Source organism: Pseudomonas alvandae (genome assembly GCF_019141525.1).
Classification (GTDB): domain Bacteria; phylum Pseudomonadota; class Gammaproteobacteria; order Pseudomonadales; family Pseudomonadaceae; genus Aquipseudomonas; species Aquipseudomonas alvandae.
Genome location: NZ_CP077080.1, coordinates 5,956,906 through 5,981,691 on the forward strand (window position 1 = coordinate 5,956,906; position 24,786 = coordinate 5,981,691).

Genomic DNA, 24,786 nt, shown 5'->3' on the forward strand with positions numbered 1-24,786 from the left:
GGGCTTGGGCTGGGGCCGGGTCTCTACAGGTTATCCACAGGCAGGCGCAGTTTTTCCTTGGATAACCTTGTCAGGCTTCGTCGCTGAGTTTCAGCTCAACCATCAACTCATCGGCCAAGGTCTCCAGGCGTTCCTGCAGTGTTTCCAGCGACAGGGTCAGGGGCACCCCGAGAATCGCCTCGGCATGAAACAGCAACTCACTGCTCATGGGCGCCGGCCGGACGTGGGTCACCAGACGCTCGACATTGACGCCCTGCTCGCTCAACAAGCGGGTGATGTCCCGCACGATGCCAGGACGATCATTGCCCACCAGCTCCATGGCAATGGGTTTCCAGGTGCAGGACTCTTCAACGGCGCTTTCCGCGATCAACACGCGAATGCCGTGGACCGACAATCCCTGCAAGGCTTCGATCAATTCTTCATGGGCCTCGGCCGGAGCGCTGAGGCGCAGGATCCCGGCGAATTGCCCGGCCAAGTGCGACATGCGGCTTTCCAGCCAGTTACCACCATGCGCGGCGATGCAATCGGCGATGCGCTCGACCTGCCCGGGTTTGTCCGGGGCGAAAACAGTGATGACGAGGTGGTCCATGGCGCAGTCCTCTTGTTGGGGAAGAAAGAGTATAGGCAGGGCGCACAAATCCTGTGGCGAGGGGATTTATCCCCGCTGGGGCGCGAAGCGGCCCTTAATCCTTATACCTCGGCGTGCCATACGGATTGGGTCGATATGCGATGGGGCTGCTTCGCAACCCAGCGGGGATAAATCCCCTCGCCACAGTTGTGTGTGCACTTCAGAGCCCGCCTATCAATCGTGTACAGGTTTTAATATTTATCTGGAACAATCCATCTGTTTTTTGAGAACATCCCGTTCCGCCCTGTGACTGTACTGCTTTAGTCGGTCGCAGAACGACGCAATTAGTCTAATTTTCACATGCGCAATTGATCATGTAGTATGCCGCAGCGCGCACTACATAATCGTACTGCGAGATGTTCCACCGATGTCTGCCCAGGCCGGTCGCATCCCTGTAAAGCCCCGTCAGCAAGGCTTGATCACCCAGCCGCCAGCGATGGCATGTACTGGTTCAGGGGTTTGTGGTTTAAATGTCCCGAGGCTTCATTGTCAAAATCGAAGAGCTGAAAAGCGAAATAGCTGAGCAGAGTGAGGCAAGCAATGACTGAACACGTTCAAGTCGGTGGCCTGCAGGTCGCCAAAGTCCTGTTCGACTTCGTGAATAACGAAGCCATTCCCGGAACCGGCCTCACCGCCGACGCATTCTGGGCCGGCGCCGACAAGGTCATTCATGACCTGGCTCCGAAGAACAAAGCCCTACTCGCCAAACGCGACGATTTCCAGGCGCGGATCGACGCCTGGCACCAGGCACGTGCCGGCCAGGCCCACGACGCCGTGGCTTACAAAGCCTTCCTGCAAGACATTGGATACCTGCTGCCAGAAGCGGCGGACTTCCAGGCCACGACCCAAAACGTCGATGACGAAATCGCCCGCATGGCCGGCCCGCAACTGGTGGTGCCGGTGATGAACGCCCGCTTCGCCCTCAACGCCTCGAACGCCCGCTGGGGTTCGCTGTATGACGCGCTGTACGGCACCGATGCCATCAGCGAGGCCGATGGCGCGGAAAAAGGCAAAGGCTACAACAAGGTCCGCGGTGACAAGGTCATCGCCTTCGCCCGTGCCTTCCTCGACGAAGCAGCCCCGCTGGCCGCCGGCTCCCACGTTGACTCCACCGCCTACAAAATCGTCGACGGCAAACTGGTGGTCACCCTCAAGGGCGGCAGCAACAGCGGCCTGCGCGATGATGCCCAACTGATCGGCTTCCAGGGCGACGCCTCGGCGCCCACCGCAGTACTGCTGAAACACAACGGCCTGCACTTCGAAATCCAGATCGACGCCAGCACCCCGGTCGGCCAGACCGATGCCGCCGGCGTCAAAGACATCCTGATGGAAGCGGCGCTGACCACTATCATGGACTGCGAAGACTCGGTCGCCGCCGTCGATGCCGATGACAAAGTGGTGATCTACCGCAACTGGCTTGGCTTGATGAAGGGTGATTTGTCGGAAGAAGTCGCCAAGGGCGGCCAGACCTTCACCCGGACCATGAACCCGGACCGCGTCTACACCGCCGCAGACGGTTCGAGCGTGACCCTGCACGGCCGCTCACTGCTGTTCGTGCGCAACGTTGGCCACCTGATGACCATCGACGCGATCCTGGACAAGGACGGCAACGAGGTGCCGGAAGGCATCCTCGACGGCCTGGTCACCAGCCTGGCGGCGATCCACAGCCTCAACGGCAACACCTCGCGCCGCAACAGCCGCACCGGCTCGGTGTACATCGTCAAGCCGAAGATGCACGGCCCGGAAGAAGCCGCGTTCACCAACGAGCTGTTCGGTCGCGTCGAGGACGTGCTGAACCTGCCGCGCAACACCCTCAAGGTCGGGATCATGGACGAGGAGCGCCGTACCACGGTCAACCTCAAGGCCTGCATCAAGGCAGCCAGCGAGCGCGTGGTGTTCATCAATACCGGTTTCCTCGACCGCACCGGCGATGAAATCCACACCTCCATGGAAGCCGGCCCGATGGTGCGCAAGGCCGACATGAAGGCCGAGAAGTGGATCGGCGCGTATGAAAACTGGAACGTCGACATCGGCTTGAGCACCGGCCTGCAAGGTCGCGCGCAAATCGGCAAGGGCATGTGGGCGATGCCCGACCTGATGGCGGCGATGCTCGAACAGAAAATCGCTCACCCAATGGCCGGCGCCAACACCGCGTGGGTACCGTCGCCGACCGCCGCCGCGCTGCACGCGCTGCATTACCACAAGGTCGACGTGTTCGCCCGCCAGGCCGAACTGGCCAAGCGCGCCCGCGCTTCGGTGGACGACATCCTGACCATCCCACTGGCCGTCAACCCGAGCTGGACGCCGGAGCAGATCAAGAACGAACTGGACAACAACGCCCAGGGCATCCTCGGTTACGTGGTACGTTGGATCGACCAGGGCGTCGGCTGTTCCAAGGTGCCGGACATCAACGATATCGGCCTGATGGAAGACCGGGCGACGCTGCGTATTTCCAGCCAGCACATCGCCAACTGGCTGCGCCACGGCATCGTCACGCAAGATCAGGTGATGGAAAGCCTCAAGCGCATGGCGCCGGTGGTCGACCGCCAGAACGCCAGCGACCCGCTGTACCGCCCGCTGGCGCCGGACTTCGACAGCAACATCGCCTTCCAGGCGGCGGTCGAGTTGGTGGTCGAAGGCACCAAGCAGCCGAATGGCTACACCGAGCCGGTGCTGCACCGTCGTCGTCGCGAGTTCAAGGCCGCCAATGGGTTGTGATTGAGCGGTAGAGAGCGCATCACAAAAAAGCCCTGATCTCTCGATCAGGGCTTTTTCATTTGCAACACCTGACAGCCTTTGTAGCGAGGGAGCTTGCTCCCGCTCGGTTGCGCAGCGACCGCGATACAGCTCAATGGAGATTCCCAGGTCTGGAAAAGGGTCTGCTTCGCAGCCCAGCGGGAGCAAGCTCCCTCGCCACAAAAGCACTTCGGCACGATTGAAGAAGATGGGCTAAAGATCCATCCCCAACTCATGCTTGACCAACCCCAGCAGCTTTTCGGTGTCGATCGGCTTGAGCAAAAAGTCCACCACGCTCAGGTGCATGGCTTCGATGGCGTCCTTCACATCGGCGTCGCCCGACACGATGATGATCGGCAACGCGGCCCGCTCCGACTCGCGCACCAGGCGCACCAGTTCCAGGCCATCGACGTTGCCCATGCGCAGGTCGGTAATGAGCAGGCCAATGGACGGCTTGGTCTCCAGCATCTTGAGTGCGGTTTCGCCACTGGCGGCGGTCATGCAGCGGATGCCGTCCAATGCCAGGATCTCCGACAGCAGCTCGCGGGCGTCCTTGTCGTCATCGACGATCAATACACGCTGCGGCGGCAGGTCGGGTTCCAGCATGACGGCACTCAGCGCCTCGCGCTCGGCGTCACTCAAAATATCGTGGTCGGACATGATGCTCTCTACGTTCCTTGAATCGATCCCCTGGCACAGTGGTCAGACATCGTTCTGCGGCGCTTCAATGTGCACTTCGTCGGATTTTTTTCCAAGAGCATTCGAGGAAGAATTTTCCGAGGCGAAGCGTAGGATATTTCTGTAGTTCCGGCCTGATAGTGGCGACCTAGACTTACGTCCAATGGGCACTCCACGTTCAGAGGCCGACCATGGCGAACAGATCCGACCACAACAATTCGAAAAAGATTGCGCCATGGTTATGAAAAAAGCGGACGCCTTCATCCAGGCAGGGAAAACCGCGGTGTTGCAGAACATCCAGGGCACTTTGCAGTTCCTGCAACGCTTCCCCCCGTTCAATCAAATGGAAAACGCCCACCTGGCCTATCTGGTGGAGCAATGCCTGCTGCGTTTCTACGCGCCGGGCGAAACGATCATCAAGCCGGCCGACGGACCGGTAGAGCACTTCTATATCGTCAAGCAAGGCCGCGTGGTGGGCGAGCGTCCCCATTCGGCGAAGGGCGGCACCGAGACCACTTTTGAAATCACCACGGGCGAATGTTTTCCCCTCGCCGCGCTGTTGGGCGAGCGAGCCACCCGCACCGAGCATCGGGCCGGTGAAGATACGTTCTGCCTGCAGTTGAACAAGCTGGCCTTCATCAAGCTGTTCGCCCTGTCCGGCCCGTTTCGCGATTTCGCCCTGCGTGGGGTCAGCAGCCTGCTCGACCAGGTCAACCAGCAAGTGCAGCAAAAATCCGCGCAGACCTTGGGCACGCAATATTCCCTCAATACGCGCCTGGGTGAGCTGGCGATGCGTCACCCGGTCAGTTGCAGCCCTGAAACACCGCTGCGCGAAGCCGTGAAGCTGATGCACGACCAACAGGTCGGCAGCATCGTCGTGGTCAATGAACAAAAAGCGCCGATGGGGATTTTTACCCTGCGCGACTTGCGGCAAGTCGTGGCTGACGGCAGCGGGGATTTTTCCGAGTCGATCGCAATGCACATGACCCAGGCGCCGTTTTTCCTGTCACCGGACCACAGCGCCTTCGACGCGGCCATCGCCATGACCGAGCGCCACATCGCCCATGTCTGCCTGGTCAAGGACCAGCGCCTGTGTGGCGTGGTGTCGGAGCGGGATCTGTTTTCCCTGCAACGCGTCGACCTGGTGCACCTGGCCCGGACGATTCGCAACGCCCCACGGGTGGAAAACCTGGTGACGCTGCGCGGCGAGATCGGCCAACTGGTGGAGCGCATGCTGGCCCACGGCGCGTCCTCAACGCAGATCACCCACATCATCACCTTGCTCAACGACCACACCGTGTGCCGGGTCATCGAGTTGACCCTGGCCGACAAAGGCGACCCGGGCGTGCCGTTCAGTTGGCTGTGTTTCGGCAGCGAAGGCCGCCGCGAGCAGACCCTGCACACCGACCAGGACAACGGCATTCTTTTCGAAGCCCGCGATGCCGCCCACGCTGCGCAGATCCGTGGCCTGCTGCTGCCCATCGCCCAACAGATCAACCAGAGCCTGGCGCTGTGCGGCTTCACGTTGTGCAAAGGCAACATCATGGCCGGCAACCCCGAGCTGTGCCTATCCCGAGCTGAATGGGCACGGCGCTTCGCGGCCTTCATTCGCGAAGCGACGCCCGAGAACCTGCTGGGTTCGAGCATCTATTTCGATCTGCGAGTGGTCTGGGGCGACGAGCAAGGCTGCGAGCAACTGCGCCAGCAGATTCTCGATCAAGTGGCCGACAACCGCTTGTTCCAGCGCATGATGGCCGAGAATGCCCTTCGCCATCGCCCGCCCGTTGGACGCTTCCGGGATTTCGTGCTGAGCAGGAAGAACGGCGAAAAAGCCACCCTCGACCTGAAGGTGCAAGGCCTGACGCCTTTCGTCGACGGCGCTCGATTGCTGGCATTGGCCAACGGCATCGAGGCCAACAACACCCTCGAACGCTTGCGGCAACTGGTCGTCAAGGAAGTCATCGAACCGCTGGACGGCGCGGCTTATGAAGAGGCCTACCACTTCATCCAGCAGACCCGGATGCAGCAACATCAATTGCAGACCCGGGAAAACCTGCCCTATTCCAACCGTGTCGACCCCGACAACCTCAATCATCTGGACCGGCGGATCCTGCGCGAATCCTTGCGCCAGGCCCAACGCCTGCAGAGCAGCCTGACGTTGAGGTATCAACTGTGAGCCTGTTTTCCTGGCTGCGCCCGGTCCAGCCAACGCTTGGCGACGCCTTGCAGCAACGCCTGGCCAACCTGCCCGCCCCCGCCCCATTGGCTGAATGCACCTTGCGGAAACAGCGTTGGGTGGTGGTCGACCTGGAAACCACCGGCCTTAACCTGAACAAAGACCAGGTGTTGTCCATCGGCGCCGTGGTGATCGAAGACGGTGCCATCGACTTCAGCCAGCAATTCGAGCGGACCTTGCAATGCGACAAGCAGAAGCTCGGGCCAAGCGTGCTGATCCACGGCCTGGCGCCGAGTGCCATCGCCGCTGGCAGCGACCCGGCCGAAGCCCTGCTGGCGTTCATGGAATTCGTCGGCGACAGTCCGCTGCTGGCGTTTCATGCGCCATTCGATTCCCACATGCTCGGGCGCGCCACGAAAGATTACCTGGGCTACCGACTCCAGCATCCCTTCCTGGACGTGGCCGACCTGGCGCCGATGCTTTGCCCGCAAGCCAACCTGCGCAAGTCCGGCCTGGACGAATGGATCGACTGGTTCAAGCTGCAAGTCTTCGAACGCCACAATGCCAGCGCCGACGCCTTGGCCACGGCGGAGCTGGCTTTGATCCTGTTCAGTCGCGCTGGTCAACAGGACATCCACAGCCCCCTCAACCTGCAACAGCGCCTGGGACAATGGAAGCGGCGGCAGCAGGCGCCTTCGCTTTAACCTGAGGCCCGACAACAGGTTTTTTGTGGGAGCGGGCTTGCTCGCGAAAGCGGTGGCTCAGCCTGCATTGATGTGGAATGTGCAGCCGTCTTCGCGAGCAAGCCCGCTCCCACATGAGTGCAGAGCTCCGGCAGGTACATAACACCCTCGCCATTCCCCCGACCAGCGCCAATTGCTTTCCCTCCCCCGCCTCTGCCACAATCGCGAACAATTCTCGTTACTTAATACATCGGTGATGTTCCGTGTCGTCAGTCCCCAGTCGTCATAGTGATTTGGTTGGTGCGTTGTACCGCGACCATCGCGCTTGGCTATTGGCATGGCTGCGGCGCAACGTGGCCTGCGCGCAGCGGGCCGAGGACCTGAGCCAGGACACGTTTGTGCGCTTGCTGGGTCGCGAGGAATTGAAGGCGCCCCGGGAACCTCGTGCATTCCTTGTGGCGATCGCCAAGGGGCTGTTGTTCGACTACTTCCGTCGGGCCGCCCTCGAACAGGCCTACCTGACCGAACTGATGCTGATTCCAGAAGACGAGCAACCATCGGTAGAAGAGCAACAACTCATCCTCGAAGACCTCAAGAACATAGATCGCCTGTTGGGCAAGTTGTCCAGCAAGGCCCGCGCAGCCTTCTTCTATAACCGCCTCGACGGCCTCGGCCACGCTGAAATCGCCGAGCGCCTGGGGGTTTCGGTTCCACGGGTACGGCAATACCTGGCCCAAGGCATGCGGCAGTGCTACATCGCGCTTTATGGTGAGCCGACATGACCGCGGCCCACGGAAAACCGGTTTCGGCCCGCGTTCTGGACGCGGCCATCGCCTGGCAGTTGTCCTTGGACTCGAGCAGCCCTCAGGACCGCGAAGCATTCGCCCAATGGCATGCCGCCGATGAGGAACATGCTCGCGCCTGGCAACAACTGGGCATGCTCGACCAGCGCTTCAACGTCGCCAGCGGCCCGGCGCGCGCCGTGTTGCTGCAATCGCGGGTCAGCATCCGCCGACGCCTGCGCAAGGTTGGCAGCGGACTGGCCAGCATCGTCGCGGTCATCGGCTTGGCGTTGTTCGCCGGTGATCGTTACCTGCCACTGGATTATTGGCTGGCCGACCAGCGTACCGCCACGGGTGAACAGCGCACGTTGCGGCTGGCGGACGGCACGTTGATCAACCTCAACACCCACAGTGCGCTGGACGTACGTTTCGACGACAAGCAGCGGCGTATCGTCCTGCAGGAAGGCGAGATCCTGGTGGAAACCGGCCACAACGATCCGCGTCCTTTCATCGTCGAGACGCGCGAAGGCAGCATGCGCGCGCTGGGCACGCGTTTCCTGGTCAGGCTCGAAGACCAGGGCACGCGCCTGAGCGTGTTGAAGTCCGCGGTGGCGGCGCATCCGCAGGCCACCGATGAAGAACAGATCCTGCGTGAAGGCCAGCAAGTGCTGATGCGCCGGAATGGCCTCGGGCCAACCCTGGCGTTGAAGCCCGGCGCCGATGCCTGGACCCGCGGCATGCTGGTGGTGGATAACGCGCGCCTTGAAGACCTGGTCCAGGAGCTGGGGCGTTATCGACGTGGTTATCTCGGCGTCGAGCCCCAGGTAGCCGACTTGCGGATCACCGGCAGCTTCCCGTTGCACGATACCGATCTGGCCCTGACCGCCCTGCTGCCGACCTTGCCGGTGCAGGTCGAGCATCACACGCGGTGGTGGGTGGTGGTGGGGCCACGGGTCGACGCCAAACGCTGAAAGATGTTGCGCCAGTAATGGCCCCTTCGCGAGCAGGCTCGCTCCCACAAGGGTTTGCATTCCCATGTGGGAGCGAGCCTGCTCGCGAAGGAGCCATGGATGCCAGCACAAAGCCACCGATATCAATCTTAATCTAAATTATTTTCATCCAGCCCTATCACTTTCCGAATTTCATCCGGCACACAGGCAATTGAGAAATATTTTCATTCAGGAGCCGCCGTATGTCCCGCCCGCTTGAGACCCTGTTGCGCCCCAGCCTGCTGGCCGTTGCCATTGCCCTTGCCGCCCCGTTGACCAGCGCCACGCTGCTGGCCGCCGAGCAGGCCTCAAGCTTGCGCGCCTATAACCTGCCCGCTGCGCCATTGGCCAGCACCCTGACCCAGATCGCCAGCCAGGCCGGCCTCGCCCTGAGCCTGGATCCGTCCCTGGCTTCCGGCAAGACGTCGGCGCCGGTCCAGGGTCAGTTCGACGCCACTGGCGCGCTGCGCGAAGCCTTGCGGGGCACCGGTCTGCAATTGGAACAAAGCAGCGCCGGCACCTTCAGCCTGGTGGCCGCGCCTGAAGGAGTGCTGATGCTGCCGGAAACCAGCGTGATCGGCGCAGGCGTCAGCGAAACCGCGTGGGGGCCGACCGAGGGCTACGCCGCTACCCGCACCGCCGCCGGCACCAAGACCGATACGCCGATCGTGGAAGCACCACGTTCAATGTCCGTCATCACCCGTCAACAAATGGACGACCGTTCGGTCCTCAACTTGAACGACGCCTTGCGTTATACCGCGGGTGTCACCAGCAGCGGCTACGGTTCTGACTCTCGTAACGATTGGCTGCGCGTTCGGGGATTTGACCCAACCCAGTTCCTCGATGGCTTGCCATTACCCAAAGGCTCCTACGCCAACCCAAAAGTCGAACCCTGGAACCTGGAGCGCATCACCGTACTGCGCGGCCCCTCGTCCTCGGTCTATGGGCAGACACCACCCGGCGGCATGCTGGACATGGTCAGCCGCCGCCCGCAATACGAACAGGCGAATGAAGTCGAATTTCAAGCCGGCAGTAACGAACACAAGCAGATCAACTTTGACAGCACTGGCAAGATCGACGATCAAGGCCAGTTCCTATATCGCGTCAGCGGCGTGGTGCGCGACAGCAACGCGCCGGTCGATCATATTCCGGACAAGCGCTACAACATCGCACCCAGCCTGACTTGGAACATTGATGACGACACTCACCTGACATTGATTTCGCAATACACCCGCGATGACACCGGCATTACCGGCCAATTTCTGCCGCTGCAGGGTACCAAGATCGACTCCGCCGCCGGCAAGATATCCCACCACAAGAACCTTGGGGATCCGGATTGGGAGTTCTACGACCGTACCTATTACGCATTGGGATATGCCTTTGATCACCGTTTGAACGATGTCTGGCAGTTCCGTCAAAACCTGCGATACACCAAAAGCGATCTTTCATTCCAAGGGTTGACGGTCAATACAGGCCCTACCGCCGTTGCCCCTGATGGTACGGTTGGGCGCAGCACTGGCATCGTGAATGAAGACATCAGCCAGTTCGCTGTGGATAACAATTTCCAGGCGGATTTCAACACAGGCGCGTTGGACCATACGTTGCTCCTTGGCCTGGATCATCAGCGCTCCAATACCAATTACAAGTGGCTGTATGGCTGGGGCAATGTGCCTAATACAAATGTAAATAATCCAACTTACGGGCAGGACTTCTCCAACGTCGTATATTCCACTTTGTACGATTACAACCAGAAAACTCAGCAAACGGGTCTCTACGCACAGGACCAGATTGCTTTGGATGACTGGCGCCTGACACTGGGTGGGCGGGAGGACTGGGTCCATACCGGCACCGACTTCAACCAATCCAATACCAGTAACACCCAGCGCGATAAGCAATTCAGCGGCAATGCTGGCCTGAGCTATGTATTCGAGAACGGCATCACTCCATATCTGTCGTACACCGAGTCGTTCCAACCCAGCGCCGGCGCGAACGCCTCGGCTACCGAATCGTTGAAACCGACCAAAGGCAATCAGTACGAAATCGGCATCAAGTACCAGCCTCCCGGCACCAATACGCTGCTGACCGCTGCTGTTTTCGACTTGCGCCAGGAAAACGTGTCGATCACCGAAAACAACATCACCAGCCAGATCGGCGAGATCAAGGTTCGTGGACTCGAGCTGGAAGCGACTTCGGAGGTGACCGAGAACCTCAAGCTGATCGGCTCCTATACGTACAACGATACCGAGATTCTCAAGGGTGATGACAAAGGCAACCGAGTCCCACAGATCCCTCGCAATCAAGCCACGGCGTGGGCCGACTATACCTGGCACAACGGCGTGCTCGACGGTTTCGGCATCGGTGCCGGTGCACGGTATGTAGGCGACACATACGGTAACCAGAGCAATACGTACCTGGGACATGTGGGCTCGTACACCGTTTATGACGCCTCCGTGCACTACGATCTTGGTCGTTTGAGCAATACCCTCAAGGGCGCAACGCTCGCTGTGGACGCGAAGAACATCTTCAACAAAGACTACTTGTCCACTTGTGACGGCTTCTGGTGCTACTACGGCGACCAACGCAACGTCGTCGCCAGCGTGAATTACAAATGGTAAACGGTTAGCATTTGCGTAAACCTTTCTGAGGGCACCTGCAACTGAGCTCAATCAGTCAGATGAAATCCCTGTGGGAGCGAGCCTGCTCGCGAAGACGGCGTAACAGTCAACATTGATGTTGACTGGAACACAGCTTTCGCGAGCAGGCTCGCTCCCACAGGTTTCACTGCTGACTGAATGACTCCAAGCATCGTCACCCTTTATGCATTCGGACCGATCATGAAAAGCAAAACCATCCGCCGCTGGTCCTTCGTCCACACCTGGACCAGCCTGATCTGCACGGTGTTCCTGCTGATGCTGGCGATCACCGGCTTGCCGCTGATTTTCCATCACGAAATCGAGCATCTGCTGGGCGACGCCCCGGAACTTCGGGAAATGCCGGCCGGCACGCCGCCGCTGGACCTGCAACAACTGGTGGAAAAAGCCAAGGCCCATCGCCCGGGCGAGGTGGTCCAGTATTTTGGCTGGGACGAGGACGACCCCAACGGCATCATCACCATCATGGCGCCGACGCCGGGCACCGAACCCAACTCATCCCACACGTTCATGCTCGATGCGCGCACCGGCGAAGCCCTCGAAATGCCTTCGGCCAACGGCGGCTTCATGATGGTCATGCTGCGCCTGCACGTAGACATGTTCGCTGGCTTGCCGGGCAAGTTGCTACTGGCGTTCATGGGTTTGCTGTTCGTGATCGCCATCGTCTCCGGCGTGGTGCTGTATTTACCATTCATGCGCCGCTTGAAATTCGCCACGGTGCGCCAGGACAAATCCACGCGCCTGCGCTGGCTCGACCTGCACAACCTGATCGGCGTCGTCACGCTGGTGTGGGCGCTGACCGTTGGCGTTACCGGTGTGATCGCCGCTTGCGCAGACTTGATCATCGCCGCGTGGCGTAATGACAGTCTCAGCGCCATGGTCGAGCCCTATCGCAACGCCCCGCCATTGACCGAACTGGCGCCGGCCACCCGCTTGCTGGACATCGCCAAGGACGTCGCGCCAGGCATGGAGCCGAGCTTCATCGCGTTCCCCGGCACGCTGTTTTCCAGCGAACACCATTACAGCGTGTTCATGAAAGGCAGTACCCACCTGACCTCCCATTTGCTGACGCCAGTGCTGATCGACGCCAGCACCCTGAACGTCACCGCCGTGGCCGAACGGCCGTGGTACATGGACATGATGAGCCTGTCCCTGCCCTTGCATTTCGGCGACTACGGTGGCCGGCCGATGCAGATCTTCTGGGCGACCCTGGACATCCTGACCATCATCGTCCTGGGCAGTGGCGTTTATCTGTGGGTCGTTCGGCGCAAGGCCGCCAAGCGCGCAACCGTCGGCGCGGAGGTCGCTCCGTGAGGCCTCGACAGTCGAATTTCTGGAAGGTGTTTGGTATTCCCGTGGTCATTGGCGCATTGAGCGCGGCGGGGCTGTTTTCGGCGTTGTTGGGCGATGGCGCGTGGGATGCCGTGAGTTGGGTTGGATTGGGAGTCCCTACGGTGCTGGGGACTTGGGGCTTGATCAAGCGCGGATAGCCCCAGCCACACTAGGGTTCACCACTCAACCGAGCACTCGCCAGCCGTTCCGTAACTGACTAGTCTAGGCCCAGCCCGTTAATCGAGGATGCCCCACATGTCCACCCCCAGCATGACGCTGTTTCACAACCCTGCTTCGCCCTTCGTCCGCAAGGTCCTGGTGCTGCTGCACGAAACCGGCCAGCAAGACCGCGTGGCGTTGCAACTGAGCCAACTCACGCCGGTCAAGCCGGACCGCGCGTTGATCGACGAAAACCCGTTGAGCAAGATCCCGGCCCTGCGCCTGGCCAATGGAACGGTAATCCATGACAGCCGCGTCATCCTCGATTACCTCGACCACCAGCACGTCGGCAACCCGCTGATCCCTCGGGATGGCGCGGCACGCTGGCGGCGCCTGACCCTGGCCTCAATGGCCGATGGGATCATGGACGCGGCGGTGATGATCCGTTATGAGACCGCGCTGCGCCCTGCGGAAAAACACTGGGACGAATGGCTCGATGCGCAACGGGACAAGATTCGCCGCGCCGTGGGCATGCTCGAAGCCGAGGCGATTGCCGAACTGGCGAGCCATTTCGACATCGCCGCCATCAGCGTCGCCTGTGCCCTGGGTTACCTGGACCTGCGCCACCCGGACCTGGAATGGCGCAAGGCCAATCCGCAGTTGGCGGCGTGGTTTGCCGAGGTGAGCCTGCGGCCTTCAATGGCCGAGACGGTGCCCAGGGTTTAGTTTTGCATTGACTGATCCGGCCTCATCGCGAGCAAGCTCGCTCCCACATTGGGTTGCTTTGTTTTGACCACCGGGATCCCCTGTGGGAGCGAGCTTGCTCGCGATGGCAGCGCACCGGATCCAGAGGAAACAACCCAGCAATCAGCATCACCAACTTTTCTCCCTCTCGCTGATCCTCACGCAGCCCCAACGACCGGCTCATTTCACCTCTCCCAGATCGAAGCTCATCGCCGCCGCAGGTTTCGCGCCCACGCCGTACCAGTCCAGCTTGCGGGTCAGCACCATGAACACGCCCAGCAGACCGAACAGCAACAGCGAGCCCATCAGCAACGCGTAGTCTTCAGCGCTCAACAGGCCGTAGAGCAAGCCATACAGCCCCGCCAACCCCGCGGAAAAGCCCAGGCCGTGGCCCACGCTACGCAGCACATGGCAGACGTAGAATCCGATCAAAACCACGCAGGCACTGGCCGACACCAGGTACGCCAAGGTGAAGCCGATGTGTTCCGACAGCGACAGCAGCAACAGATAGAAGAATGCCAGGGCCACGCCCACCAACGCATATTGGACCGGGTGCACTGCCAGGCTCTTGAGCACTTCGAAGAGAAAGAACCCGGCGAAGGTCAGCGCGATGAACAGCAGCGCATATTTGATCGCTCGATCGCTCTTGAGGTACTGGTCCACCGGATCGACGAAACTCACACCGAACGCACGACTGCGGAACGCTTCACAGCCATCGGTGGGCACGCAGGCTTGAAGCGTCTCCAGGAGGTTGGTGGAGAAAAACGACGTCTGCCAATCGGCATTGAAACCCTGCTCGTTGATCTCGCGATTGACCGGCAAGTAGTTGCCGATGAAGCTGGGGTGCGGCCAGTCGGCGGACAGGTGCACTTTGGTGGTCTTGCCCACCGGAAGAATCTGTAGGTCGCCAGTGCCTTGCAAGCGCAGGTCGAAGCCGAAAGTCAGCTCGGGGCTGCCCTGGGCAGTGATCATCGGCAACGGCACGTGCACACCCTGCCCCAACCAGCTGAGGCGCGAGCCAGGCAGGAAATCAACGGTCTTCTGGTTCAGCGTGAGGGTCAGCGCATTTTCGATACCGCGAATGTCGCTGATGCCAACGCTCAGGTACGGTTCATCGAAGCGGTAGTCGGCGAAATCCTTGGGGGCGACACCATAGTGCTCCGGCACCTTGAAGCGGCCATCGATCCGGTTGTCGGCATGAAACAGACGCGCCTCGTAGATGCCCCGGGCGCGGGTTTCGGTGCGGATCTGACCGTCGAGTTCGAATTGCTCCGGCAAGAAGTACAACTCGCCACTTCGTTGGACGGTTTCCAGGAAACGCACGCCGGTCTTTTCGTTGGTGTTCCAGACTTTTACATCCCTGCGATACGGCACCACGATCATCGGCCCGACCAATTGCTGGCTGTAGCTGGAACTGCGGGCGATGTCCTGCAACACCCCATCGCGCAATTCCTGGCGCTCGTCGATAAGGCCGTTGATCATCAACAGCGGGATCATCAGCAAGAGAATCAAGAGGGCGATCATGCCCAGTTTTATAGCGAGACTGCGGTTCATGTGAGGCTCTCCCTGTTCGAATGGGGGAGAGTCTGGCGCGGCAGTGTGGGGGGTTTATGGGGCGAATGTGGAGATTGTGTGGAGAGTAGAAGTTATCCGACCCAAAGAGAAACCTGTGGCGAGGGAGCTTGCTCCCGCTCGGCTGCGAAGCAGTCGCAAACGGGGCCGCTACGCAGCCCAGCGGGAGCAAGCTCCCTCGCCACAACTGTATTTCATTTCCTAGAACAGGGTTTCAGGGCAACCGCAGCACCACTTCCACCCCGCCCTCGACATTGCCGATACTGAACTCACCACCATGCAACTGCACCACTTCCTCGACGAAATTCAGCCCAAGGCCTGTGCTCTTGCGGCCGGTACCCGGGCGAGGCAAAGAGTAAAAGCGCTCGCTCAGGCGTGGCAAGGCATAGTCGGGAATCGGCTCGGCCTGGTTGAACAGGTGCAATTCGACGCGGTTGCCGGTGCGCTCGGCGCTGACCCGCAGCAGCCCGTTGGCAGGCGTGAAATCCAGGGCATTTTCCAACAGGTTGCCCAAGGCCTGGCGCAACAGGAACGGCTCTCCGGTCAGCGCCAGATCGGCGGCGATTTGCTGCTCGATCCTCAACTGGCGACTTTCGATCCAGCCACCACGCGCTTCCAACAATTCATCCATCAACGCCGCCAGCGGCACCGGGACTTCTTCTTCCAGCCCCTGGCGCTGCTCGACCTGGGCCAGGTTGAGCAAGCGTTCGATCAGTTGCTGCATGCGCACGCTTTCACTGTCGATGTTGCTGACGAACCGTTGTCGCTGGGCAGCGGGCATGTCGCTCTGCAGCAGCTCGGCGGCGCCACGGATCGCAGCCAGCGGGCTCTTGAGTTCGTGGGTCAGCGTATGGACGTATCGCTCGACGTACGCCTTGCCTTCGAGTTGCGTGCGCATGTGCTCGACAGCGCCGGCCAGTTGTTCGAATTCCCCCCCCCGATAATGCGGCACCTCAACCCGACGGCCCTGGCTGACCGCCTGGGCATATACCGTCAAGCGGCGTAACGCCGCGCTGAGCCACCACGACAACAGGGCGCCCAGCAACAGGCCCAGCACGACTAACCCGGCGCCGTAGATCAGCAGCCGCCGCTCCGTACGGTCGATATAAGGCTGCAGCGAACTATTGGGCTTGGCGACTGTGACCACGCCGATGATCTGGCCGTTGTCACGGATCGGCGCCCCGACGTGCATCACCGAAGACGCCGGGTCATCCGGATCGCTGCGGGTCGAGCGGGCGCCGTAGTGGCCGCGCAGGGTCAGGTAGACGTCGTTCCAGCGCGAATAATCCTGGCCCACCGCCACGCCGCTAGAGTCCAGCACCACGATCCCCTTGGCATCGGTGACGTAGATACGATGGCTGACCTGGTTTTTCGGCAGGCCCCAGATCGTCGCCGCCGGCTGCCGATCTCCGTAGGATTTGAGCAATTGAGGCCAGCGATTCTGGCCGAGCGTCCCGGCCTTGAAATCGTCCCGCAGGATTTCGGCCATCAAGTTGGCCGTGTCCACCAAGGTTTCTTCGGTGGACTGGCGCACGCCAGGGCGGATTTCTTCCATCACCGTGTTGAGCACGAAATAGCCGGTCAAGCCGATAAACAGCACGTAGACCAGGAAAATACGGATTCCCAGGGACATCAACTGTGCCCCGGGCTGTAGCTGTAGCCAAGGCCCCGGTGGGTCTGGATCGGCTCGGCCTCGGCCCTGACCAGGCGCAACTTGGCGCGCAGGCTCTTGATGTGGCTGTCGATACTGCGCTCGTAGCCGGCGTCGCTGGCCACGCCAAGTGCATCCAGCAGCTGTTCGCGGCTGAACACCCGCTCGGGCTGCTCCAGCAGGCAATGCAACAGGCGAAATTCGTGGCGAGTCAGGTTCAACGGTTTGCCGCGATAGCTGATCTGCACGCGATCATGATCGACCTGGAACAACGCGGCTCCCGTCTCGACGACCGGTCGCGGCGCCACTCGCTTGAGAATCGCGCGGACCCTGGCGGCCACTTCCCGAGGGCTGAAAGGCTTGACCACATAGTCGTCGGCACCGATTTCCAGACCCACGACCCGATCGATCTCACCATCCCGAGCGGTAAGAAAGATGACCGGAACGTCGCTGAAACGCCTGAGATGCTTACACGTCTCGAATCCACTGATATCCGGCAGGCCCACATCGAGGATGATCAGGTCCGCCGGGGTGTGCTTCTGGTGCTCGAGGGCGGCGGCGCCAAGGCTCAACCAAGTGGTGTCAAAGCCCTCGCCCTGCAGGGCGAACACCAGCGTATCGGCGATGGCGGCTTCGTCTTCGACAATCAGAATATGCGGCATGGCGTCCGAGCCCGACAGGAAAGTTGCCGGAACGGTGCCCCAAGCCTCGGGGCACGTCAATCGGGGAAATCAACAGGCCGGTTTATCCGCGGTAAACCGCCGCGCCGGGTTGACCGCTGCGCCGAACTCGCGAAGGGCCTTGGCGCCGATCAACAATGGGTAATTGAAACTGCTGCGGTCGGTCAGGTTGACCTCGACGGTGCGCTTGACGTTGCCCAGGCACAATTCCAGGTCAACCACAGGACGCTTGGTGGGTGCGATCTTTTCATCGTCGTCCTCGTCCTCTTCGGACCGGGTCTTGATTTTGCTGATCCGGGCGATCTTGTGCTCATAGATCTTGTTGCTCGCGCCTTTGGTCGCCAGGCGGAACCGTACCCAATCATCGCCGTCACGGGTGAACGTCTCGATGTCCTTGGCCGACAGCGAGGCAGTCAGCGCACCGGTATCCATCTTTGCCTTGAGTACTTCGCCGCCCATTTCCGGCAGCGCGATGTATTCATAGCGCCCGTACAGCGTGGGTTCGGCGGCCAATGCAGGAAGGGCCACCAGGGAAAGCAGGGCTAGAAGGGATTTCATGCAATAGGGCTTCCTGTGTGGGTGGTTTTTTAGACCGTGGCTGATGAATTCGTTCGGTTGACTTCGGTAGCAATGGCTAGGAGAAACTCCAGCCAAGCACTACTTCTGTGGCGAGGGGATTTATCCCCGCTGGGGTGTGAAGCAGCCCCAGAGCAGTCAGCTCAATCAGTCTGGCATACCGAATATCAGGTTTCGGGGGCGCTTCGCACCCCAACGGGGATAAATCCCCTCGCCACAGAGCACACCCAGCATACCGGCCAAAAGGTGAAACATTCGTCCATCGCAATTTGGCCTACCACCCGAAGCTTGCTTATCATGGCCCGCCCACCCGCTTTCAAGAGTCGTCTATGCGCCGCCTGCTCACCGGCTGTCTCGTCACCCTGTTGCTGTTGCTCAATACCCTGGTGCTGTTCGGGCCGCTCATGGTGTTCGCACTGCTCAAGCTGATCCTGCCCGGGCGCTTTCGCGACTACGCCTCGTGGGCGGTGATGTGGATCGCCGAGACCTGGGCTGAAATCGACAAGCTGATCTTCGCCCTGTGCATCCCCACTCGCTGGGACATTCGCGGTGGCGAAGGGCTGCGCGGCGACACCTCGTACCTGGTGATCAGCAATCACCAATCCTGGGTCGACATTCCCGCCCTTGTCCAGACCCTCAACCGGCGCACGCCGTTCTTCAAGTTCTTCCTCAAGAAAGAACTGATCTGGGTGCCCTTTCTTGGGTTGGCCTGGTGGGCGTTGGATTACCCCTTCATGAAGCGCTACACCAAGGCCTTCCTGGCGAAGAACCCGGAACTGGCTGGCCGCGACCTGGAAATCACCAAGGCCGCCTGCGAGTTGTTCAAGCGCCAGCCGGTCACCGTGGTGAACTACCTCGAAGGCACACGCTTCACGGCAGCCAAGAGCCAGGCGCAGCAATCGCCCTTCACCCACCTGCTCAAGCCCAAGGCCGGCGGCGTGGCGTTCGTGCTCGCGGCAATGGGCGAGCAACTGGACGCGGTGCTCGATGTGACGGTGGTGTATCCGCAGGAACGAATCCCCGGCTTCTGGGATTTGATCAGCGGCGCCGTGCCCAGAGTGATCATCGACATCAAGACTCGCGAGCTGGACCCCACACTATGGCAAGGCGACTACGAAAACGACCCGGTGTTTCGCCAGCACGTCCAGGATTGGGTCAACCAGCTCTGGGCCGAGAAAGACCAACGCATCGCCACGTTGCGCAACGAGCCCGAATGATCAGAGACCGGCGCCGTTCCCCCAGATGCCGCCCAGGTTCTGCAACAACGAACTGGCTACGCCTTGTTGACCGAGGTATTGCAGGATAATCGGGGCGAATTGACCAATCATGCCACTGTCCATGCCCAGGGCGCCGAAGGCATTGTTCAGGTCGTTGGTGTCCTTGACGTTCCCCAGCAGGCCGTCGAGCAAGGCGTTCTTTTCCGACCCGCCGCCCAGTAAGCCACCCAAGCCGTTGAGCCCGCCGATAGCGCTGTTGCCGGCGATCTGGTCCAGCCCCGGCACGCTTTTGCTTAACTCGGAGAACTGCGGTTCGCTGAGGCGGTTCTTCGCCAAACCCAGCATTGCCCCTGCTCCACCGATGGCCTGCTCGGGGGTTATATCGAGTTCCGAGCCCAGCGAATTGAGCAGCCCGGCCGCTTTCGGCGCAGCGGCCACGGCGCCCTCCTGCTCGTCGCCCTGGATGGCCGTGATCATATTGGCCGCATCACCAAGGCTGAACTGCGCAAAGACCGGGCTGGCCGCCAACGACAGCAGGCAAGACAGTGCAAAACCACGTGAAACCTTCATCCGGACATACCCTCTTGCCATTAAAAAGCCGCTTCGTAGGAAGCGGCGCGAAAACCGAGGGCTTGGACTGGGGCATCGGGGAATTGTTCCATCATCAACTTAATAAGCTTCAACAGCATCTTCAGAAACTTCCTACAGACAATTCGGAAAGTTTTAGCTTTTAACTTAAACAACTCATAACCTGAGCAATTAGCTGTTAAATATTCATACATAATTCAAAATTGACATGACGACCTGTCAACTCTGACAGTAGCCCGCCCCGGAAATAGCCACAATAATGGCTACGGACCGAGCCAGGAGGCGCGTGATGTTAAAAATCTTATGGACCGGCAGCACCGCACTATTATCGTTGACTATGGGCCAGGTTCATGCGAGTGAAATAACCTGTCCTTCCGCCGCGAACATACATCGAAACATCGAAGCGGTAGAAGACATCTATTTTGTCGACGAACAAAATGCGTTCGAGTGGCAGAGCCAATCCGTTGTGGATGCAGTTAACCCACAATCGCTGTCATTCAAGGGTGCTGATTATGCATTGCATGTTGAAAATAATGGCGAGGGACTTCCCACGCATACGACCGTCACATGCAGATACGGCGAAATAAACTTGATACTTGAATATTCGAGCGTTCAAGAACCGGCCTATTCTGCGTGGCTGGATAACACCTGCAACAACCAGGACGTCAACCAGTGCCAATTGATAACCGCCGATTATTTTCTAGCCAACTTTGATTAGGGTTGATTGGGTTATGGTCCACCTGCTTCAGCTTTCGGCCTGCCCTTCCCGGCGCAGTTCCCGTAAAGTGCGGTTTCTTCTCCCAGAGTTCGCCTATGAACGTACAAATTGGCGGTGCGACACTCGCCGTTATCCTGACAGGCATGCTCATCGTCCTGGGTGTCAACGAATGCCAACGCGGCCCCCTCAACCCGGATATTGCCGACGACACCAGTGAGGAACAGAAGTCCTGGCTGACTGTTGAACATCGCATCAAGCGCTCGGACCCGGCCCTGACCGAAGTCATACGCGACCAGCAAGCCCTGATCGTGCTCTACCGTCCAGACGCTGCGACGCAGGCGTCAGAACCTTGGGTCGATCACATGCTGCGTGTGGTTGGCCATGGCCTGGCCGCACTCAATGGCGCCCCCGGCGGCAAGCAATACACGCAGGTCACGATCAAGGCACGGATGCTTGTCGATGATGACGTGGAACTGGTCTACGACATGCCGGGGTTCGACGCCATCAAGACGCGACAGGGCGGCTACGTGACGTTCGCCAGCATGCCGCGAAGCATGGTGTTCAGCCGCGAGGCCTTGACCCAGGCCCAGGATTATTGCCGTGGCCCTAGCGCCCGTGGATTTTATCCTGAGTTCTGCGAGCGGGTCCTGCCACCGAAGGCCCCTGAATGACCGTGGCGAGTGCAAAGCTCGCCCTCCCGTTTTGAAAAGCGAGGGCCGCTTCGCACCCCAGCGGGAGCAAGCTCCCTCGCCACGACTGCATCGGAACCGTATTCGCGCCGTGACCCACTGCGGGAAAACATCGCATTTCGCGAAGAGCTTAGCTCGGACGCGGTCGTGCTCCACGATTTCGCCTTGTTGTTATCCATTCCGCTGCGCGACGGATGCGACTTACTGGATGTAATCGGACGCAGGCTACAGGCGCAAGCCATGACCGCTACGGCAGTTATCTGATTAGCAAGGGCAAGCCGTTATTTCTTGAAGACTTTTCCTGCCACACCCTTCGGCATACGAGCCTGCACGAGGTCATTCGCGAACTTGGAACTGAGAGAAAGCACAAAATAAAAAGGGCGACATCACTGTCGCCCTTTTTCCGTCTTGCCTACAGCCTTACGCCGCGCTGAACAACTTGTGCGGATCGATCACAAACTTCTTCGGCACGCCCGCATCGAACTCGCCGTAGCCTTTCGGCGCGTCGTCCAGGCTGATGACCTGCACACCAACGATTTCGGCGATGTTGATGCGGTCCCACATGATCGCCTGCATCAGTTGGCGGTTGTACTTCATTACCGGGGTCTGGCCGGTGTGGAAGCTGTGGGATTTGGCCCAGCCAAGACCGAAGCGGATGCTCAGGCTGCCCATCTTCGCCGCTGCATCGACCGCGCCCGGGTCTTCGGTGACGTAGAGGCCGGGGATGCCGATCTTGCCGGCCACGCGGACCACGCCCATCAGCGAGTTGAGCACGGTGGCCGGGGCTTCGTGCTTGACGCCGTCATGGCCGTGGCCACGGGCTTCGAAGCCAACCGCGTCGACCGCGCAATCGACCTCAGGCTCGCCCAACAGCGCGGCGATCTGTTCGTGCAGCGGGGTGTCCTGGGACAAGTCGGCAATTTCAAAACCCTGGGCCTTGGCGTGGGCCAGGCGAACCGGGTTGACGTCGCCGATGATGACCACGGCCGCGCCCAACAGGCGAGCGGAAGCAGCAGCGGCCAGGCCAACCGGGCCGGCACCGGCGATGTAGACGGTGCTGCCAGGGCCAACGCCGGCAGTGACGGCGCCATGGTAGCCGGTCGGCAGGATGTCGGACAGGCAGGTCAGGTCACGGATTTTCTCCATGGCCTTGTCGCGGTCCGGCAGTTTCAGCAGGTTGAAGTCGGCGTACGGCACCAGCACGTATTCGGCCTGGCCGCCGGTCCAGTCGCCCATGTCCACGTAACCATAGGCACCGCCGGCACGGGCCGGGTTGACGGTCAGGCACACGCCCGTGTGTTGCTCTTTGCAGGAACGGCAGCGCCCGCAAGCCACGTTGAACGGCACCGACACCAGATCACCGATTTTCAGGTTCTCGACGTCGCTGCCCTTTTCGATCACTTCACCGGTGATTTCGTGACCCAGGACCAGACCGGTCTGGGCAGTGGTACGGCCGCGCACCATGTGCTGGTCGGAGCCGCAGATGTTGGTGGAGACCACGCGCAGGATGACACCGTGCTCAATCTTCCTGCCGCGCGGGTCCTGCATTTTTGGATAGTCGATTTTCTGTACTTCGACCTTGCCGTTGCCGAGATACACGACACCACGATTACCAGACATGCTTTCACCTCGCTGTTGTTTTTGTGGAACTGCGTTGCCCAGGCAGGCAGCGCGTTGATTGCTCGGGTTGATGCCTGAGCTTCAAGCGGCAAGCTACAAGCCGCAAGAAGCACGCATACCGCCTTTTCTTGCGGCTTGAAGCTTGAAGCTTGTGGCTAAAGCACCACGGTACGATTGGCGTTCAGAAATACTCGCCGCTCAATGTGATACCCCACCGCCCGGGCCAAGGTCAGCCCTTCGATGTCCCGGCCCTTGGCGATCAGGTCTTCGGGATAGTGGCTGTGGTCCACCACCTCCACGCCCTGGGCGATGATCGGGCCTTCGTCCAGGTCGTTGTTGATGTAGTGCGCCGTGGCGCCCACCAGCTTCACGCCTTTGTTGTAGGCCTGGTGATACGGCTTGGCGCCCTTGAAGCCCGGCAGCAGCGAGTGATGGATGTTGATCGCCTTGCCATCGAGCTTGCGGCACAACTCCGGAGACAGCACTTGCATGTAGCGGGCAAGGATCACCAGTTCGGCACCGGTGTCTTCGATCACCTGCCACACCTGCCGCTCCTGGGCCGGCTTGTCGTTCGGGTCCAGGGGGAAATGGTAGTAGGGAATCTGGTGCCAGTCGGCCAGCGGCTTGAGGTCCGGGTGGTTGGAGACTACGGCCACCACGTCCATGGATAACTGGCCGATGCGCTGGCGGTAGAGCAAATCGTTGAGGCAGTGATCGGCCTTGGAGACCATGATCACCACTTTGGGCCGGTAGTTCGGCGGCGTCAGTTCGAAGACCATCCCGAAGGCTTGCGCACGCTCGGCCAGGCCGGCGCGAAAGCTCTGCTCATCGAAACCATCAGGCTGGCGAAACTCCACGCGAATGAAAAAGCGCGCCGAGAGCCGGTCGTCGAAGGAATGATGCTCGGTGACGTAGCAGCCCTGCTCGAACAGAAAGCGGGTCACCGCATCCACCGTGCCGAGCACGCTGGGGCAGTCGGCGGTGAGAATCCATGTATCCGGGGCGCGGCTCATTGCGGTGACTCCTGTTTGTTATGGACAAATCCCCCGCTAAGCACAGAACCCTGTGGCGAGGGGATTCATCCCCGCTGGGCTGCGAAGCAGCCCCAAAAATCTAGATGCACATGACCTGGCACACCGAGGTGGCAAAACTGGGGGCGCTCCGCACCCCAGCGGGGATAAATCCCCTCGCCACAACAGTGCTCAGCTTTAGCCTCTGGTGTATCAGGCCTGCACGCTCAACCCATACTCAGCCGCCGCATCCTGCAACCACAGCCACCAGTAATCGGAGAAGCTGCGGCGGATCACCAGTTCCCAGGTGTCCTCTGCCGTGTGGCGGATCACCAGCTGCGACTTGGCGAACACCGTGCCCACCGCCTTGCCCACCGGAAAGTTGCTTGGGTGTACATCGTAGCTGGTGGATTTCATCAGCACGTCGCGTACGTTCGGGCCGGACAGTTCGAGGATCTGCTGGCCGCCGCTGACGTTGACGATCTGGATGTGCAGGTCGCCCAGGGCTTCGCGCAGCTTCTGCTCGGCGGCGAACTCTTCGCCGGTGGGCACCACCAGCAGCCATTCATCCGGGCCGAGCCATTGCAGACTGGTCTCGCCCTTGATGATGACGCTCAGGGCGCCCGGCAATTCCAGGCCCAGGGCCTTGTGTACGCCGGCGGCGAACGCCGGGTCGTGGCCATCACCACGAAGGGTCAGGTGGCCGAGGAGTTTTTTCTCGCGCACGGTCACGCCGGCGTTCTTGCGGCCCTTGCCGACCAGGCTGGCGAGGTCGGCATGGTGCAGCGACGACTCGGCCTTGGCCCCGGTGGTTGGGCGTTGTTGGTACACGTTGACTGCGGTCATATGGAGCACCTGTCTTGAATTCTGTAGTTCCGGCCTTTGTGGTGGCTGTCCTGCCGTCTTC

Annotated in this window: 22 protein-coding genes and 1 pseudogene; 13 read left to right on the forward strand and 10 right to left on the reverse strand. The window is 60.5% G+C overall.

Annotated elements, in window-relative coordinates:
- Nucleotides 1-70: 70 nt before the first annotated feature.
- Nucleotides 71-589, reverse strand: coding sequence for a glycine cleavage system transcriptional repressor (locus tag KSS97_RS26675; RefSeq protein ID WP_030139269.1), 519 nt, complete (start codon nucleotides 587-589; stop codon nucleotides 71-73).
- Nucleotides 590-1,168: 579 nt separating this feature from the next.
- Between KSS97_RS26675 and KSS97_RS26680 the strand changes: the two genes are divergently transcribed.
- Complete coding sequence (locus tag KSS97_RS26680; RefSeq protein WP_030139270.1) at nucleotides 1,169-3,346, forward strand: malate synthase G; 2,178 nt, start codon at nucleotides 1,169-1,171, stop codon at nucleotides 3,344-3,346.
- A gap of 231 nt (nucleotides 3,347-3,577) precedes the next feature.
- Here KSS97_RS26680 and KSS97_RS26685 read toward each other — a convergent pair whose 3' ends face one another.
- Entirely contained in the window at nucleotides 3,578-4,024 is a 447-nt protein-coding gene (locus tag KSS97_RS26685) for a response regulator (RefSeq protein WP_030139271.1), read from the reverse strand.
- Nucleotides 4,025-4,283: 259 nt separating this feature from the next.
- On the opposite strand from KSS97_RS26685, the gene KSS97_RS26690 reads away from it, so the two are divergent.
- From KSS97_RS26690 to KSS97_RS26720, 8 genes are all read left to right on the forward strand, one after another.
- On the forward strand, nucleotides 4,284-6,218 hold the full coding sequence (locus tag KSS97_RS26690) for a putative nucleotidyltransferase substrate binding domain-containing protein (RefSeq protein ID WP_303651497.1): 1,935 nt from the start codon (nucleotides 4,284-4,286) through the stop codon (nucleotides 6,216-6,218).
- On the forward strand, nucleotides 6,215-6,922 hold the full coding sequence (locus tag KSS97_RS26695; RefSeq protein ID WP_217860498.1) for a 3'-5' exonuclease: 708 nt from the start codon (nucleotides 6,215-6,217) through the stop codon (nucleotides 6,920-6,922). The genes KSS97_RS26690 and KSS97_RS26695 overlap by 4 nt, the downstream gene beginning before the upstream one ends.
- Nucleotides 6,923-7,164: 242 nt before the next feature.
- Complete coding sequence (locus KSS97_RS26700) at nucleotides 7,165-7,683, forward strand: RNA polymerase sigma factor (RefSeq protein WP_217860499.1); 519 nt, start codon at nucleotides 7,165-7,167, stop codon at nucleotides 7,681-7,683.
- Entirely contained in the window at nucleotides 7,680-8,654 is a 975-nt protein-coding gene (locus tag KSS97_RS26705; protein ID WP_217860500.1) for a FecR domain-containing protein, read from the forward strand. Before KSS97_RS26700 ends, KSS97_RS26705 begins: the two co-directional genes overlap by 4 nt.
- Before the next feature lie 221 nt (nucleotides 8,655-8,875).
- Entirely contained in the window at nucleotides 8,876-11,287 is a 2,412-nt protein-coding gene (locus KSS97_RS26710; RefSeq protein ID WP_217860501.1) for a TonB-dependent siderophore receptor, read from the forward strand.
- 219 nt (nucleotides 11,288-11,506) lie between these two features.
- On the forward strand, nucleotides 11,507-12,637 hold the full coding sequence (locus KSS97_RS26715) for a PepSY-associated TM helix domain-containing protein (RefSeq protein WP_217860502.1): 1,131 nt from the start codon (nucleotides 11,507-11,509) through the stop codon (nucleotides 12,635-12,637).
- Nucleotides 12,634-12,813 (forward strand): hypothetical protein, encoded by a 180-nt coding sequence (locus tag KSS97_RS28495; RefSeq protein WP_225936074.1) that lies wholly within the window; start codon nucleotides 12,634-12,636, stop codon nucleotides 12,811-12,813. Before KSS97_RS26715 ends, KSS97_RS28495 begins: the two co-directional genes overlap by 4 nt.
- A 97-nt stretch (nucleotides 12,814-12,910) precedes the next feature.
- Complete coding sequence (locus KSS97_RS26720) at nucleotides 12,911-13,540, forward strand: glutathione S-transferase (protein WP_202334994.1); 630 nt, start codon at nucleotides 12,911-12,913, stop codon at nucleotides 13,538-13,540.
- Between the two features lie 198 nt (nucleotides 13,541-13,738).
- Here KSS97_RS26720 and creD read toward each other — a convergent pair whose 3' ends face one another.
- The 4 genes from creD to rloA2 all read right to left on the reverse strand — a co-directional run bounded on the left by creD (nucleotide 13,739) and on the right by rloA2 (nucleotide 18,019).
- Complete coding sequence (creD, locus tag KSS97_RS26725) at nucleotides 13,739-15,112, reverse strand: cell envelope integrity protein CreD (RefSeq protein ID WP_030139281.1); 1,374 nt, start codon at nucleotides 15,110-15,112, stop codon at nucleotides 13,739-13,741.
- A 232-nt stretch (nucleotides 15,113-15,344) separates the two neighbouring features.
- Complete coding sequence (gene creC, locus KSS97_RS26730) at nucleotides 15,345-16,763, reverse strand: two-component system sensor histidine kinase CreC (RefSeq protein WP_217860503.1); 1,419 nt, start codon at nucleotides 16,761-16,763, stop codon at nucleotides 15,345-15,347.
- A complete protein-coding gene (creB, locus tag KSS97_RS26735; protein ID WP_217860504.1) occupies nucleotides 16,763-17,443 on the reverse strand; it encodes a two-component system response regulator CreB in 681 nt (226 codons plus the stop codon). Before creB ends, creC begins: the two co-directional genes overlap by 1 nt.
- Nucleotides 17,444-17,512: 69 nt before the next feature.
- Entirely contained in the window at nucleotides 17,513-18,019 is a 507-nt protein-coding gene (gene rloA2, locus KSS97_RS26740; RefSeq protein ID WP_217860505.1) for a retropepsin-like aspartic peptidase RloA2, read from the reverse strand.
- A 347-nt stretch (nucleotides 18,020-18,366) separates the two neighbouring features.
- Here rloA2 and yihG point away from each other — a divergent pair, with 347 nt between their 5' ends.
- The gene (gene yihG, locus KSS97_RS26745; RefSeq protein ID WP_217860506.1) at nucleotides 18,367-19,254 is read left to right on the forward strand and encodes a 1-acylglycerol-3-phosphate O-acyltransferase, YihG family; all 888 of its coding nucleotides are present in this window, start codon (nucleotides 18,367-18,369) and stop codon (nucleotides 19,252-19,254) included.
- Here the strand turns inward: yihG and KSS97_RS26750 are convergent, their stop codons facing one another.
- A complete protein-coding gene (locus KSS97_RS26750; protein WP_030139286.1) occupies nucleotides 19,255-19,824 on the reverse strand; it encodes a DUF2780 domain-containing protein in 570 nt (189 codons plus the stop codon).
- A gap of 307 nt (nucleotides 19,825-20,131) precedes the next feature.
- Here KSS97_RS26750 and KSS97_RS26755 point away from each other — a divergent pair, with 307 nt between their 5' ends.
- The 3 genes and pseudogenes from KSS97_RS26755 to KSS97_RS28860 form a co-directional block, all read left to right on the forward strand.
- Nucleotides 20,132-20,560: a DUF3757 domain-containing protein gene (locus KSS97_RS26755; RefSeq protein ID WP_217860507.1), complete on the forward strand. Its 429-nt coding sequence runs from the start codon at nucleotides 20,132-20,134 to the stop codon at nucleotides 20,558-20,560.
- A 95-nt stretch (nucleotides 20,561-20,655) separates the two neighbouring features.
- On the forward strand, nucleotides 20,656-21,231 hold the full coding sequence (locus KSS97_RS26760; RefSeq protein WP_202334987.1) for a hypothetical protein: 576 nt from the start codon (nucleotides 20,656-20,658) through the stop codon (nucleotides 21,229-21,231).
- Between the two features lie 97 nt (nucleotides 21,232-21,328).
- Nucleotides 21,329-21,513 (forward strand): annotated as a pseudogene (locus tag KSS97_RS28860) (hypothetical protein); the annotation flags it as partial.
- A 156-nt stretch (nucleotides 21,514-21,669) separates the two neighbouring features.
- Here the strand turns inward: KSS97_RS28860 and fdhA are convergent.
- The 3 genes from fdhA to KSS97_RS26775 form a co-directional block, all read right to left on the reverse strand.
- Nucleotides 21,670-22,869 carry a formaldehyde dehydrogenase, glutathione-independent gene (gene fdhA, locus KSS97_RS26765; RefSeq protein WP_003206297.1) on the reverse strand — a complete coding sequence of 400 codons (1,200 nt, stop codon included), beginning with the start codon at nucleotides 22,867-22,869 and terminating at the stop codon, nucleotides 21,670-21,672.
- A 155-nt stretch (nucleotides 22,870-23,024) separates the two neighbouring features.
- Nucleotides 23,025-23,882, reverse strand: a complete 858-nt coding sequence (gene purU, locus KSS97_RS26770; protein ID WP_072389895.1) for a formyltetrahydrofolate deformylase — start codon at nucleotides 23,880-23,882, stop codon at nucleotides 23,025-23,027.
- A gap of 210 nt (nucleotides 23,883-24,092) precedes the next feature.
- Entirely contained in the window at nucleotides 24,093-24,725 is a 633-nt protein-coding gene (locus KSS97_RS26775; RefSeq protein ID WP_217860508.1) for a sarcosine oxidase subunit gamma, read from the reverse strand.
- Between the last annotated feature and the right edge of the window lie 61 nt (nucleotides 24,726-24,786).